Source organism: Enterobacter sp. CPE_E890, from assembly GCF_046521475.1.
Taxonomy (GTDB): domain Bacteria; phylum Pseudomonadota; class Gammaproteobacteria; order Enterobacterales; family Enterobacteriaceae; genus Enterobacter; species Enterobacter adelaidei.
This window is the reverse complement of record NZ_JBKFZW010000002.1, coordinates 52,434-66,728: the sequence shown is the minus strand read 5'-3', so window position 1 is coordinate 66,728 and position 14,295 is coordinate 52,434. Positions and strand designations below refer to the sequence as shown.

The 14,295-nt window shown below is 51.3% G+C and carries 13 protein-coding genes and 3 pseudogenes; 10 read left to right on the top strand and 6 right to left on the bottom strand.

Features of this window, described 5'->3' with window-relative positions; translation table 11 throughout:
* Positions 1–24: 24 nt before the first annotated feature.
* Positions 25–2,216, bottom strand: a pseudogene (locus tag ACLHV9_RS24870) (Tn3 family transposase).
* Positions 2,217–3,032, bottom strand: coding sequence for a DUF4158 domain-containing protein (locus ACLHV9_RS24865; protein ID WP_232481329.1), 816 nt, complete (start codon positions 3,030–3,032; stop codon positions 2,217–2,219).
* A 163-nt stretch (positions 3,033–3,195) separates the two neighbouring features.
* Between ACLHV9_RS24865 and ACLHV9_RS24860 the strand changes: the two are divergent.
* From ACLHV9_RS24860 to ACLHV9_RS24845, 4 genes and pseudogenes are all read left to right on the top strand, one after another.
* Positions 3,196–3,746 (top strand): annotated as a pseudogene (locus ACLHV9_RS24860) (recombinase family protein).
* A gap of 15 nt (positions 3,747–3,761) precedes the next feature.
* On the top strand, positions 3,762–5,858 hold the full coding sequence (locus ACLHV9_RS24855; protein ID WP_019706029.1) for a P-loop ATPase, Sll1717 family: 2,097 nt from the start codon (positions 3,762–3,764) through the stop codon (positions 5,856–5,858).
* Positions 5,859–6,249: 391 nt separating this feature from the next.
* Complete coding sequence (locus tag ACLHV9_RS24850) at positions 6,250–7,254, top strand: hypothetical protein (protein ID WP_019706030.1); 1,005 nt, start codon at positions 6,250–6,252, stop codon at positions 7,252–7,254.
* Between the two features lie 279 nt (positions 7,255–7,533).
* A pseudogene (locus ACLHV9_RS24845) lies at positions 7,534–7,665 on the top strand (IS6 family transposase); the annotation flags it as partial.
* Positions 7,666–8,008: 343 nt separating this feature from the next.
* Here the strand turns inward: ACLHV9_RS24845 and ACLHV9_RS24840 are convergent.
* The gene (locus ACLHV9_RS24840; protein ID WP_000427614.1) at positions 8,009–9,013 is read right to left on the bottom strand and encodes an IS110-like element IS5075 family transposase; all 1,005 of its coding nucleotides are present in this window, start codon (positions 9,011–9,013) and stop codon (positions 8,009–8,011) included.
* Positions 9,014–9,112: 99 nt separating this feature from the next.
* On the bottom strand, positions 9,113–9,547 hold the full coding sequence (gene merR, locus ACLHV9_RS24835) for an Hg(II)-responsive transcriptional regulator (RefSeq protein WP_000429838.1): 435 nt from the start codon (positions 9,545–9,547) through the stop codon (positions 9,113–9,115).
* Positions 9,548–9,618: 71 nt separating this feature from the next.
* On the opposite strand from merR, the gene merT reads away from it, so the two are divergent.
* From merT to merE, 6 genes are read left to right on the top strand one after another with little or no spacing between them, the layout of a single operon-like run.
* Positions 9,619–9,969, top strand: coding sequence for a mercuric ion transporter MerT (gene merT, locus ACLHV9_RS24830; protein ID WP_001294667.1), 351 nt, complete (start codon positions 9,619–9,621; stop codon positions 9,967–9,969).
* A 15-nt stretch (positions 9,970–9,984) separates the two neighbouring features.
* Positions 9,985–10,260, top strand: a complete 276-nt coding sequence (merP, locus tag ACLHV9_RS24825) for a mercury resistance system periplasmic binding protein MerP (protein ID WP_000735441.1) — start codon at positions 9,985–9,987, stop codon at positions 10,258–10,260.
* A gap of 2 nt (positions 10,261–10,262) precedes the next feature.
* Positions 10,263–10,508, top strand: a complete 246-nt coding sequence (gene merF, locus ACLHV9_RS24820) for a mercury resistance system transport protein MerF (protein ID WP_000654684.1) — start codon at positions 10,263–10,265, stop codon at positions 10,506–10,508.
* Positions 10,505–12,151 carry a mercury(II) reductase gene (gene merA / locus ACLHV9_RS24815; protein ID WP_000136268.1) on the top strand — a complete coding sequence of 549 codons (1,647 nt, stop codon included), beginning with the start codon at positions 10,505–10,507 and terminating at the stop codon, positions 12,149–12,151. The genes merF and merA overlap by 4 nt, the downstream gene beginning before the upstream one ends.
* Before the next feature lie 16 nt (positions 12,152–12,167).
* Positions 12,168–12,533, top strand: coding sequence for a mercury resistance co-regulator MerD (merD, locus tag ACLHV9_RS24810; protein ID WP_003465059.1), 366 nt, complete (start codon positions 12,168–12,170; stop codon positions 12,531–12,533).
* Positions 12,530–12,766, top strand: a complete 237-nt coding sequence (gene merE / locus ACLHV9_RS24805) for a broad-spectrum mercury transporter MerE (protein WP_001087809.1) — start codon at positions 12,530–12,532, stop codon at positions 12,764–12,766. The genes merD and merE overlap by 4 nt, the downstream gene beginning before the upstream one ends.
* A 52-nt stretch (positions 12,767–12,818) precedes the next feature.
* Here merE and ACLHV9_RS24800 read toward each other — a convergent pair whose 3' ends face one another.
* Both ACLHV9_RS24800 and ACLHV9_RS24795 read right to left on the bottom strand, forming a co-directional pair.
* Complete coding sequence (locus ACLHV9_RS24800) at positions 12,819–13,433, bottom strand: recombinase family protein (RefSeq protein WP_000904941.1); 615 nt, start codon at positions 13,431–13,433, stop codon at positions 12,819–12,821.
* 131 nt (positions 13,434–13,564) lie between these two features.
* Positions 13,565–14,038 (bottom strand): GNAT family N-acetyltransferase, encoded by a 474-nt coding sequence (locus ACLHV9_RS24795; RefSeq protein ID WP_013213991.1) that lies wholly within the window; start codon positions 14,036–14,038, stop codon positions 13,565–13,567.
* Positions 14,039–14,295: the final 257 nt, after the last annotated feature.

Sequence of the window (14,295 nt, the reverse complement as noted above, 5' to 3'; positions counted from 1 at the left end):
GGGCCAATGGAACGAAAACGTACGCTAAGAAGGTAATTCATTGTTTAAATTGAAATTTAATGCTCTCAGTTCCCCCTTCAAAATATCCTCCGGTAGCGTGAACGTATAATGCCCCAGCATATTGATATGTCCGTGCATCAGTGGGGATAACCTGGCGATATCTTCACCACCGGTTTCCTCTCCATTACTGCGCATCCAGCTCAGGGCTTCCTGCATATAAAGTGTGTTCCACAGCACCACTGCGTTAGTGGCCAGGCCCAGAGCACCCAGTTGATCTTCCTGACCTTCACGATAGCGCTTTCTGATCTCACCGCGCTGCCCGTAGCAGATCGCCCTCGCCACAGCATGGCGGCCTTCTCCCCGGTTTAACTGCGTCAGGATCCGCCGACGATAATCTTCATCATCAATATAATTTAGAAGGTACAGCGTCTTGTTGACGCGCCCCACTTCCATGATCGCCTGTGCCAGTCCTGATGGACGCGAGCTTTTCAGCAAAGAGCGAATGAGTTCTGAAGCATGAATGGTGCCCAGTTTCAGCGAACCGGCGGTTCGCATCATCTCATCCCACTGATCCTCGGCTTTCGACAGATCGGCACAACCACGTGCCAGTTCGTCCAGTGCACCGTAATTTGCCGATTTATCCACCCGCCAGAATACCGCTTCACCGGCATCGGCAAGCCGGGGGAAAACTGGTATCCCAGCAGCCAGAAGAGGCCAAAAATAATGTCGCTGGTACCGGCTGTGTCCGTCATGATCTCAACCGGATTCAGCCCTGTCTGCTGCTCCAGAAGGCCTTCCAGCACAAAAATGGAATCTCGTAATGTGCCGGGGACAACAATGCCGTGGAATCCAGAGTACTGATCAGAGACGAAGTTGTACCAGGTGATACCACGTCCGGAACCAAAATATTTTCTGTTAGGCCCTGAATTGACGTTTTTCACCGGCGTGACAAAGCGCATGCCGTCAGCTGAGGCCACTTCGCCACCACCCCAGCGGCCAGCAAGCTCCAGTGTGGACTGAAAATCAACCAGACGGGCATTGGCGCTGACCAGCGTTTCCGCCCGGAGGTAATTCTGTTTCACCCAACTGAGCCGGTGGCGCGTCAGCGCCGGTATGTTGTGCTTTATCAGCGGTTCCAGTCCGATATTGCAGGCCTCTGCCATCAGGACCGCCCACAGGCTGATGTGCAGATCCTGCCCCCGGGCCCCGGATTCACTGACATGCGTAAACTCACGTGTAAATCCCGTTCTGGCATCTATTTCAAGCAACAGTTCCGTCAAATCTACTGGCGGGAGTAGCTGCCTTACCCGACTGTTGAGACGATGCAACGATGGTGGCTCCTCCAGTTTCTCCAGGCTGCTGATAGTCAGGGAAGGATGTTTACCGTCATAGCAAATATGAACCTCCGCATTTCCTTCAAAGCGGGATGCGACGGCTTTCCAGGTTTCATCCAGCTGGACCGCCAGCTGTTGCACGCCTTTATGTCCATCAGTGGGATGTCCCAGCGCCCGGCAAACGGGGACCCGCTGAGCCTGCCATTCTTCCCCCTGCAACAGCTTCTCGCGGGGATTTCCCCAGCGATCGCTGTTTTCGAGCCAGATGTCCCGTCGACGTAGTGCATCCTGAAGGCGCTCCAGCAGACAAAGAGAGTAACCGGCACGCTGTATCCGGCCCTCCGCATCGTATACCAGACGTTTCCAGGGGCCGGTAATAATATGTTCAGGCGCATCGTCCAGGATGCGCTGTTTCGAGCCGTTCAGTTCGGTGAGATAATGAATAGCGGACAGCGTATGTTCTCCGGCTGGCGCCGCCTGGAAATGCAGGTCGCGCAATACCGCCGGAAGAAAACGCTTTACCCGCCCGTACTGCTCCACCATTTCGTCATGGAAATTGTTGTTCTGAGGCCGGGCCAGCTCATTTACCTTACTGACGGATTCTGCCAGCCTGCTTTTCGGTATGCTGTTGAATATTGTCTCCCTCAGTTCAGCATCGTCAGCCTGCTCATCCAGCAACAATGAACATGCCCGCGCCAGTAGTAGCGCAGCACGGTCAAGATCTTTAAGCGTCCTGAGTCGCTTTTTCTGCCCCGTTTTCTTCGCCGCACGAGTGATATCCAGTATCAGCATATCGAGCACATCAACGGCTTCATCCAGCGCCGCAGTCTCCTGTGCTTTAACGAATGCGGTGAGTACGGCCAGTTTTCTCTGCTGTGGCATTCAAGCGATATATTTTACCGACGGCATGCCTGCGTAACGGGCCAGATTACGCAGTTGTATAGCAGGCAGACCGGTAAAATTCAGTCGGGAAAACTCCAGGTTTCGCAGCCGGATATACCGCTCCAGCGCTTCGGTAAATGCCGGGCCGCTGACGGTGACAGGTCCCTTTTTCAGTTGCTCCAGCGGTGAAATACGCTGCCCCTCAGGAATGTCCAGCAGCTCCGTCACGCGGGCGGTCTGCCAGCTGTCCGGCAACGCGGCCAGTTTCTTCCACAGTCGCTGATTTGCCCGTTCGCGTACTTCACTGACGAGACGCACAAGTGTGGTTGCTCCGGGCAGCAGGACCTTATTCTGAAGCAGCCACGCGGTGGCAAAATCAAACATCAGGCCGGGTCGCTCATTACTGAGCCATGCGCGGGTATACAGCAGGCGCTTCAGGCGGAAAGACCAGGGGAAATCGCCAAATTCATGGTAACCGTAATATTCCTTAATCAGCGCAGTATGCTCTCTGAGGGTAGTATCCCGTTCTGCGTAGCGGGAAAGGACTTCCGGACGGCGGATGTTAAGCTGTACCGCGACAAAATGCTGAACACCCGGCAGAACCCGGGTTAAATCTGTCAGAAAAGAGCCCAGAAAACGGGCGGTGGTGAGCTGAAGCGCAATTCCCAGCCGGTTATGCCTTCCCAGTCGCTGGTTAATGAAGGCAAGATCCCGCTCATCAAGATGAAAATAGCGCGCCAGCTGCACGTCATTGGGTTCTGCAACATAGCGACCATAATTCAGTTCCTGCTCCGTGGTCAGAAAATCGACGGGCATATCGGCCTCCCTGCCTGATGGTCATAAATTAACAATTTCGCAACCGTCCGAAATATTATAAATTATCGGACATACTAAAATGGTGTTGTTTATGTGTCTATTAAATAGATTTTTTGTTATAACAGACACCTGTTGTCCGATATTTGATTTAGGGTACATTTTTATGCGCCTTTTTGGTTACGCACGGGTATCAACAGTCAGCAGTCGCTCGATATTCAGATCAGGGCGCTCAAAGAAGCAGGTGTGAAAGCAAATCGTATCTTTACTGATAAGGCATCCGGCAGTTCAGTTGATCGTCCGGGGCTTGATCTGCTGCGCATGAAGGTGGAGGATGGTGACGCCATTCTGGTGAAGAAGCTCGACCGTCTTGGCCGTGACACTGCCGATATGATCCAGTTAATTAAAGCATTCGACGCTCAGGGCGTAGCTGTCCGGTTTATCGATGACGGAATCAGTACTGATGGTGACATGGGAAAAATGGTGGTCACTATTCTATCTGCTGTAGCTCAAGCCGAACGTCAAAGAATATTAGAACGAACAAATGAAGGTCGCCAAGAAGCAATGGCAAAGGGAGTTGTGTTCGGTAGAAAAAGAAAAATAAACAGAGGTGCGATATTAAATATGTGGAAACAAGGTTTAGGAGCCTCACACATATCAAAAACAATGAATATTGCTCGTTCAACAGTATATAAAGTAATAAATGAAAGCAACTAATATAAAAGGTTGAATATGGAATTTAATATTACTTCAAAGTCTAATCCGTTTGGCGATACAACAGCAGAAAATGATAAGAAAATGTTGAGCAGTGCTTTCATCGAAACTGCTGACTTTAGAACTTTAATTGAAACAGATGACCGAACTATTGTTGTAGGCAGACGAGGGACTGGTAAAAGTGCTTTATTCATTCAGCTAAATGAGCATTGGAAGAAAGATAAAAAAATATTAATCCTAAGTTTTTCACCAGACGACACTCAAATAATTGGCTTTAGATCAATGTTGAAGCCATTTACAGGCTCATTCAATTTAGCCAGGGCAGCCACAAGGTTATTATGGCGATATGCTATGTTAATGGAGATAGCATCATATATATCTTCTCATTATAAATTATCATCTCAAATTTCGACAGAAACATTGTTGAATGAGCATTTAAAGAAATGGAATGCTGCACAAGGTGATATTTTAAGAAAGTGTAGGATTGTAGCAAAAGAATATTTAGATGAAAACAATCCTGAAGAATCAATTGGTGACCTTCAATTTAATTTGAATATTTCAGAAATCGAAGGCAATATAGTTTCACTTCTTGAGCGCTCAGACAGGAAAATTGTCATATTGATGGATAAGCTAGATGAAGCATATGAACCGGATAATATAGGAATCGGAATCATAGCTGGTCTGGCATATGCCTCAATTGAATTAAATCAAAAAGCAAAATGCATTCGCCCAATCATTTTTTTAAGAGATAATATATTTAGATCGCTATCAAAGGAAGATCCTGACTACTCAAGAAATATAGAGGGGCAAGTCATAAGGCTGCATTGGGATTGGGCACAACTCTTAATGCTATCGGCTAAAAGAATGAAAGTGGCATTTAATCTAGATATTGAGAAAGATCAACGGGTTTGGGATAGGTGTACAGCCGATGACCTCAAAGGAAGGAGTGGTTTTAAACGATGCTTGCAATTTACCCTTTACCGCCCCAGAGATTTACTGTCATTGTTAAATGAAGCTTTTTTCTCCGCATTTAGAGAGAGTCGAGAAACCATTATTAACACTGATCTAGAATATGCAGCCAAGTCAATTTCCATGGCCAGGCTTGAAGACCTTTGGAAGGAGTACCAGAAGATCTTTCCTTCAATACAAGTTATAACTAGCGCATTCCGTAGTATTGAACCTGAATTAACAGTCTACACTTGCTTAAAAAAAATAGAAGCATCTTTCGAATCAATAGAAGAAAATGAAGACCCCAAAATAATCTCTGAAATACAATTACTAAAAGCTAGTGGAATCCTCCAAAGTTTGTATAGCGTAGGATTTGTGGGTATACGTGATAAAAACACTTCATCTTATTCATTTTGCCATGATGGACGAACCCCAGATAAAGGTTTTGAAAGCAGTGAAAAACTATTAATTCATCCATGTTATTGGCTTGGTTTGAATTTAAATCGCAACGCTCTTGCTCCAGAGGAAGCTGAGGAAATAAATGACGAATATGATATCAATGTTGTTTCCGATAATTCAGCCATTAGAAATAAAACAATAGGTCAAATAACCACTCATCTGGATCAAATACCGACAGGAAATGAAGGGGCTAATGAATTTGAGCAATGGTGCTTAGACGCACTAAGAATTGTATTTGCATCCCACCTGACAGATATAAAACCGCATCCAAACGGTAACGCGGTTCAGAGACGAGATATTATAGGTACCAATGGTGGAAAATCAGATTTTTGGAAGCGTGTATTAGAAGACTATAAAACAAGACAAGTTGTTTTTGATGCGAAAAATTTTGAAGAATTAGGCCCATCTGAGTACAGACAATTACAATCATATTTAACAGGTCCGTATGGAAAATTAGGATTTATTATTAATAGAGAAGAAAGTGAGGCATTGAAATCAGGGAGAGATTTGGATTGGACAAAAGAAATGTATCAATCTCATAATTCATTAATAATAAAATTACCTGCGAAATATATATCTAAATTGTTGCAAAAATTAAGAAATCCTGAGAAGCATGACGCTATAGATAGTCAGATGGGGAAACTTTTAACTCTATATGAAACATCATATATGGCTATTAAAAGTACTCAAAAGAAACGAAGAAAATAGCATCAGTTACATCATATGAGAGGGTTCCTGAAAAGGAATTTTCTCATATTTTATTATAAATCAATAATATATATCCTTAGCGTACGTTTTCGTTCCATTGGACCTCAAACCCCACATATAGCGTCACTGTCAGCTGGAAACACCGCTACATCTTGTGTTGCGGGGCCGCTGTGCGCCGGGGGCAGGAACGAAGATCCGGAAATACCGGTTTTCGGATCTGAGGCAACGAGAAAGGACACTGTTGATAGATGGACAATAATTATTTCAATTATTGAATATTATGCAAAAATGTAAGACGGCAATCTTTACATTAAAAGTAAAGCAAAAGAGATTTACAATCTCATGTAAAGCAGATAAGCTTTACATCTCCAACCGGTTAAGGAGCTTATGTATGGCTATGGTCAATGCCCGCATCGATGACGAGCTGAAAGCCCGGGTCGATGCAGTACTTCAGCGCAGGAATATAACGGTCACCCAGAATATGACAGATCTGTACCGTTATATTGATCAGCATGAGCAGTCACCCTTTTTGCCAGCCCCTCGGCCGCACACTGCCGGCGATGTTGTGGCAAAGTGCTGTTCTGATTTGATGAATATCCGCGATGCACTGCTGCTTATCCGCGGCCATGCGGAGCGCCAGGCTGGCACCGGGGAGATGGCTTCACTTTATCAGTTATTTACCCGTTCCCGCCTGGCGTTTGCCGATGGGCTGTGCTGGCTGCACAGTGCCCCGGCGTTGCCCTTCACAGTTGACCGGCTGCTGTTGCCCCTGGCTCAGGTTCAGGCGCAGATCGCAGAGTGTGATATTGCGCTGGGTGGCGGAAGCCGCGATGCTCTGGTGCTTTCTGATGATGCGTTAAGCAAGCTCGCAGCCAATTTTAACGAGCTCGATAAAGTGGTGATAAGCCTGTGTGAAAAGGTTGGGGTGCTCCGCCGGCTTCCGCCTGTAGTAACTGAAGAACAGCGCTTTGATGGGGAGTTCTGTACCGTCTTCACGAAAGATGTCAGCTTTCCGGGAAATGTTGAAGTCATTATCCACCTGCGTCCCGATCTGCTCCGCCTATTAACTCCTCACCTGAAAGAAGCGATTTGCTGCCCTCGAATTCCTGGATGGACTCCTGGTGTTGATATTAATAGCGGTTTTAACACATACATCCCAGCACCGGCGGATTATTTTCAGAAGATGGACTCCATTACAGCTGTTGCAATGGCACCGGCAGGAGGAGCGATGGGAGTATGCGGTCTTCTTTTTGTTCAGGGTGAAACAAGGATCCATTACTGGTCGGAGAAATCTGCTCAGGTCAACCCTGTCTCCCGCGACATGCTGTCAGAGGCAGTCTGCGTGAAAATCGAAAATCATATCCGAAACATTCTTCAGGGCTCTGACACTAAATGACCAACAGAAAAGCAATTCCTGACAAAGTTCAGGCTAAGATAATGGACAAAAGCGCGGCGCGGTGCGCTATCTGTTACAGCACGCGGATGAATACCGATGTGGTGTATCCCGTTCCTGGCTTCCAGAGTGCACACATTGACCAAAACGCCGCCAACTGCGCGGAGAATAATCTATACCCTGCCACTCCATGTACGACTCAATCTTCCGGCAGGCTAAAAAGGTTCTGTCGCATTAAGGCGGCATCAGGTAACGTACTATTTTTTGCGATGTTACTTGCTCATACCTCTGATCCGAAAAGCCTTTAAACGTTTACATTACCCTGTCGATATTATCGCTTAATGTGTTCGCTGGTATCTGGCTTACTCCCTGAGGCTGCGTAATCTGGAGGAAAAGATGGCTGAGCGCGGTATTTTCTGTCACTTTCAGAAGGCGACAGCACGAAATATCAAAAGTCGACCGCACGGTCTTTTCTGACGTTGGAGTCGCCTCAGAAAACGAATCTATGGTCACTCCCGTTTTTGCAACACCGATTTTGACGACAAGTTGGCTTGCTTGAATCTATCCGGCGTCTGAATGGGATTTTATTCCCGCGCCTCGATGAGTTCCGCGCCTGATGAACCTCCAGAAAATATACGGCTTCAATGAGCCTTTCCGTTTTACAGGTTCCTCAACAGGCCGGTGGGCCGTTAGTATCATCAATATCAGTATTCGCAAAACCAGATGAATGATTGTTTAAACTGGTGTATTTCTGCCTTTATGCTTCGTAAGTTTGCTGTCGCGCCGTCAGTGCCCAGGCTATTCTGGCCAGCTTGTTTGCCAGAGCACAGGTGACGACAAAGTTGCTTTTCCGACACAACAACTCCCTGACCCAGTCGGCCAACTTGCCAGACTGGTGTTCCAGTTTTTGTATGAATACCCTGGCACACTGAACCAACAAAGTTCGGATCTTTTTGTTGCCCCGCTTGCTAATCCCTAACAATGTCGTCCGACCTCCCGTGCTGTACTGTCGGGGTACCAGCCCTGTTGCCGCCGCAAAGTCACGGCTGCTGGCGTACTGCTTCCCGTCGCCAATCTCAGTTGAAATAGTACTGGCAGTCAGCGTTCCAACGCAGGGAATACTCAGCAAGCGCTGTCCAACCTCATCTTCGTCCAACTTTCGTTTCAACTGAGATTCCAGATCTTTAATCTGCTCAACAAGATAGTGATAATGCTGTTGTAATTTCAGCAGTAACTGGCTGAGATAAAGAGGCAAACTACTGTCCTCAAGAAGGGTACTCAGTCGACTAATAACGGCAGCACCTCGCGGAACGCTGATACCAAATTCCAGCAGAAAAGCATGCATCTGATTAGTTGTTTTCACCTTATCCTGAACCAGGGATTCACGGACACGATGCAGAGCTCGCATTGCCTGCTGAGATTCGGTTCTGGGCTGCACGAAACGCATAGATGGACGTGATGCTGCTTCACAGATAGCTTCAGCATCAACGAAGTCATTTTTGTTGCTTTTAACGAATGGGCGGACAAATTGCGGTGATATCAGCTTTGGAAAATGCCCTAACTCTGCCAGCTTGCGTGCCATAAAGTGAGAACCGCCACAGGCTTCCATCGCGATGGTTGTTGCCGGGCATGTCGCCAGAAATTCGATTAGCTTTGGTCGGGTGAATTTTTTACGGTAAACGGCCTTCCCACGATGATCCTGACAATGAATATGGAAAGAGTTCTTACCCAGATCGATACCAATAAGCGCAATGTTTTCCATGATGGTTCTCCGAATGAAAGCCTGTCCTCAGCATAGTACTGGGAAGGAGGGAGTGACCATCTCATTAAATAAAGCACGCTAAGGCGTAGTTCCCTCGGGCTACACCGCGTCCGCACTGCGCGGTTCTTTCTTCCCTTGCAGTGACGCAATCAGCGGACAGGAAACGTTCCCCTTCCGCGCATGGCAGGCGCACACCAAATCAGACAGCACGGCCTCCATGCGCGCCAGGTCAGCCATCCTCTCGCGCACGTCCTTGAGCTTGTGCTCGGCCAGGCTGCTGGCTTCCTCGCAATGGGTGCCATCCTCCAGCCGCAGCAGCTCGGCGATCTCATCCAGGCTGAAGCCCAACCGCTGGGCTGATTTCACGAAGCGCACCCGCGTTACATCCGTCTCGCCATAGCGGCGAATGCTGCCGTAAGGCTTGTCCGGTTCCGGGAGCAAGCCCTTGCGCTGATAGAACCGGATGGTCTCCACATTGACCCCGGCCGTCCTGGCGAAAACGCCAATGGTCAGGTTCTCCAAATTGTTTTCCATATCGCTTGACTCCGTACATAACTACGGAAGTAAGCTTAAGCTATCCAATTCAGATTCGAAAGGACAAACGTATGTCTGAACCTCAAAACGGGCGCGGCGCGCTCTTCACTGGCGGGCTGGCCGCCATCCTCGCCTCGGCTTGCTGCCTCGGGCCGCTGGTTCTGATCGCCTTGGGGTTCAGCGGCGCTTGGATCGGCAACTTGACGGTGTTGGAACCCTATCGCCCCATCTTTATCGGCGTGGCGCTGGTGGCGTTGTTCTTCGCCTGGCGGCGCATCTACCGGCCGTCAGCCGCCTGCAAACCGGGTGAGGTTTGCGCGATTCCCCAAGTGCGAGCTACTTACAAGCTCATTTTCTGGGGCGTGGCCGTGCTGGTTTTGGTCGCGCTCGGATTTCCCTACGTCGTGCCATTTTTCTATTGATCACAGGAGTTCACCATGAAAAAGCTGCTTTCCGCCCTTGCCCTCGCTGCCGTTGTTGCCCCCGTGTGGGCCGCCACCCAGACCGTTACGCTGTCCGTACCGGGCATGACCTGCTCGGCCTGTCCGATCACTGTCAAGAAGGCGATTTCCAAGGTCGATGGCGTCAGTAAAGTTGACGTGACCTTCGAGACGCGCGAAGCGGTGGTCACCTTCGATGATGCCAAGACCAGCGTGCAGAAACTGACCAAGGCTACCGAGGATGCGGGCTACCCATCATCAGTCAAGAACTGATCATGAAAGACCCGAAGACACTGCTGCGGGTCAGCATCATTGGCACAACCCTCGTGGCGCTGTGTTGCTTCACCCCTGTTCTGGTCATTTTGCTCGGTGTGGTCGGCTTGTCCGCGCTGACCGGCTATCTGGACTATGTGCTGCTGCCTGCGCTGGCGATTTTCATCGGCTTGACCATCTACGCCATCCAACGAAAACGCCAAGCCGATGCCTGCTGCACCCCGAAATTCAATGGAGTAAAAAAATGACCGAAATCACCGTGAATGGCATGACCTGCACATCCTGCGCCACCCATGTCAAAGATGCTTTGGAAAAGATTCCCGGCGTGAATGCCGCTGTGGTGTCCTATCCAGAAAGCCGCGCGCAAGTCATGGCAGACACCGCCGTGAGCCACAACCAACTGCTGGCCGCCATCGCCGCATTGGGTTATCAAGGCTCGATCCGGGTTGGTGATTTCAAAGATGAACCAAAAATCCGTGATGCACTTGAGGGCGCCGGTTTGCATATCGCCATCATTGGCAGCGGCGGGGCCGCGATGGCGGCGGCGCTGAAGGCCGTCGAGCAAGGCGCGACGGTCACGCTGATCGAACGCGGCACCATCGGCGGCACCTGCGTCAATATCGGCTGTGTGCCGTCCAAGATCATGATCCGCGCTGCCCATATTGCCCATCTGCGCCGGGAAAGTCCGTTCGACGGCGGTATTGCGGCAACTGTGCCTGCGATTGACCGCAGCAAACTGCTGGCCCAGCAGCAGGCCCGTGTCGATGAACTGCGGCACGCCAAATACGAAGGCATCCTGGACGGCAATCCAGCCATCACCGTTTTGCACGGTGAAGCGCGTTTCAAGGACGACCAGAGCCTGGTCGTCCGTTTGAACGAGGGTGGCGAGCGCGAGGTAACGTTCGACCGCTGCCTGGTCGCCACCGGTGCCAGTCCGGCCGTGCCGCCGATTCCGGGCCTGAAAGAGTCACCCTACTGGACTTCCACCGAAGCGCTTGTCAGCGACACCATTCCCGCACGCCTGGCCGTGATCGGTTCGTCGGTGGTGGCGTTGGAACTGGCGCAAGCCTTTGCCCGGCTCGGCAGCCAGGTCACGATCCTGGCACGCAGCACCTTGTTCTTCCGGGAAGACCCGGCCATCGGCGAGGCCGTGACAGCCGCTTTCCGCGCCGAGGGCATCGAGGTGCTGGAGCACACGCAAGCCAGCCAGGTCGCCCATGTGAACGGCGAATTCGTGCTGACCACCGGACACGGTGAATTGCGCGCTGACAAGTTGCTGGTTGCCACCGGTCGGGCACCGAATACGCGCAGCCTCGCGCTGGACGCGGCGGGGGTCACTGTCAATGCGCAAGGGGCCATCGTTATCGACCAAGGCATGCGCACGAGCAACCCGAACATCTACGCGGCCGGCGACTGCACCGACCAGCCGCAGTTCGTCTACGTGGCAGCGGCCGCCGGCACCCGTGCCGCGATCAACATGACCGGCGGCGACGCAGCCCTCAATCTGACCGCGATGCCGGCAGTGGTGTTCACCGACCCGCAAGTCGCCACCGTGGGCTACAGCGAGGCGGAAGCGCACCACGATGGCATCGAGACCGACAGTCGCACGCTGACACTCGACAACGTTCCGCGAGCGCTTGCCAACTTCGACACACGCGGCTTCATCAAGCTGGTCATCGAGGAAGGTAGCGGACGGCTCATCGGCGTGCAGGCGGTGGCCCCGGAAGCGGGCGAACTGATCCAGACGGCGGTGCTCGCCATCCGCAACCGCATGACGGTGCAGGAACTGGCCGACCAGTTGTTCCCCTACCTGACAATGGTCGAGGGGTTGAAGCTTGCGGCGCAGACCTTCAACAAGGACGTGAAGCAGCTTTCCTGCTGCGCTGGATAAAAAAAGGAGGTTTTCAATGAGCGCCTACACCGTGTCCCGGCTGGCCCTTGATGCCGGGGTGAGCGTGCATATCGTGCGCGACTACCTGCTGCGCGGATTGCTGCGTCCGGTGGCGTGCACCCCGGGCGGCTATGGCCTGTTCGATGATGCCGCCTTGCAACGGCTGTGCTTCGTGCGGGCGGCCTTCGAGGCGGGCATCGGCCTGGACGCGCTGGCGCGGCTGTGCCGGGCGCTGGATGCTGCGGACGGCGATGAAGCGGCCGCGCAGCTTGCCGTTCTGCGCCAGTTCGTCGAGCGTCGGCGCGAAGCGTTGGCCGATCTGGAGGTGCAGTTGGCCACCATGCCGACCGAGCCGGCACAGCACGCGGAGAGTCTGCCATGAACAGCCCCGAGCGCTTGCCGTCCGAGACGCACAAACCGATCACCGGCTACCTGTGGGGCGCGCTGGCCGTGCTCACCTGTCCCTGCCATTTGCCGATTCTCGCCATTGTGCTGGCCGGCACGACGGCCGGCGCGTTCATCGGAGAGTACTGGGGTATCGCAGCCCTCACGCTGACCGGTTTGTTCGTCCTGTCTGTGACACGACTGCTGCGGGCCTTCAAAGATCGATCATGAGCGCTTCCCATTGAGACAAACCACGCTGTCGCTACGTTGCCTCATGCCGGCATCAAATTCGGCTGAGTAGCTTCTCGCCATCTGGACGTAGCTCACCCTTGGGTGAAACATGCCGATACAGGGTCTGCCGCGTGACGCCAAGTTCCTGGCACAGGTCGCCGACCTTGGTCTCTGGCTGACCCATTGCCGCCATCGCCAGCCGCAGCTTGGCGGCGGTCATCTTGAACGGCCGGCCGCCTTTCCGCCCGCGCGCGCGGGCCGAGGCTAGGCCGGCAATCGTGCGCTCCGCGATCAACTCGCGCTCGAACTCGGCCAGGGCGGCGAAGATGCCAAAGACCAGCTTGCCGGCGGCGGTCGTGGTGTCGATGGCCGCGCCGTGCCCGGTTAATACCTTCAAGCCGATGCCGCGCCCAGTCAGGTCGTGCACGGTGTTGATGAGATGTCGCAGGTCGCGTCCGAGCCGATCCAGTTTCCACACGACCAGTGTGTCGCCAGTTCGCAACGCCTTCAGGCAGCTCGTCAAGCCGGGCCGATCCTCGCGCATGCCGGATGCCTGGTCCTCGTAAAGATGTACTGGATCGACCCCGGCGGCAATCAGCGCGTCGCGCTGCAAATCGGTAGCCTGGGAGCCGTCCGCCTTCGATACCCGCATGTAGCCTATCAGCATGTCGTACCTGTCACATATACGTTCGTTTGTGCGTGAAGGTGGAGGGATGAAAAGTTGGCAGTTATCGCAGCTACCCGGTCACTACCCCATGACATAGGTACTCACTCTTTCCATTGACCCTCTCCCATTAACTAAAGCGTGAAACGATTGAGGTATGAGTAGATGGTAGTCCCGTCTTCTTTTTCTATTATTTCTTCTCCGCCTATAAACCTCTGCCCCAATGAAATTGAAGGAGTATTACCATTATCAACAGTGGCGCCAATAAAAATAGCCTCAACTCCAGCCCCCTTGAGACCATTCTTAAACTCGTTGAATGCCTTTTCTACTGTATCTCTACCAACCCCTTTACCTCTAAAGTCCGCTCTAACAAACCATCCTACATCAGTTGTTCCCTCATCAAGAGAGACAATAAACACACATATTGCGATTATTTCGTCGCGATCATTCAAAGTAGCATAAGTGAATCGGCTCCTGTTTTTTTCAGGAATATCCATATGGACTAGTAAATCTTCATATAGGGAGGAGCGCTTAAGACTGATAACGGAATTATTATAAGCATCACATAACGCATTGTATCCTGATTCAATTATCTCGATATTATTCATCTAATTATCATCCAGTTATTAATATTTAAACTAATAAACAACTCTTGTGCTAAACCCGGAATTAATGACAGCAACGGCGATGAATTGACCTAGCCAGTCGCAATGGAATTGTCCATGCCGATAGTGAGTACCGTCTGGCTATCTTTCACAATTCGGATGAACTCATTTTTCCCGAGCACCCTGATTAACCTGCTGATACCTTTTCCACCACGTGAAACCTTTATCTGCGCCTTAATTTTTTCCGGGGCTATATAGCT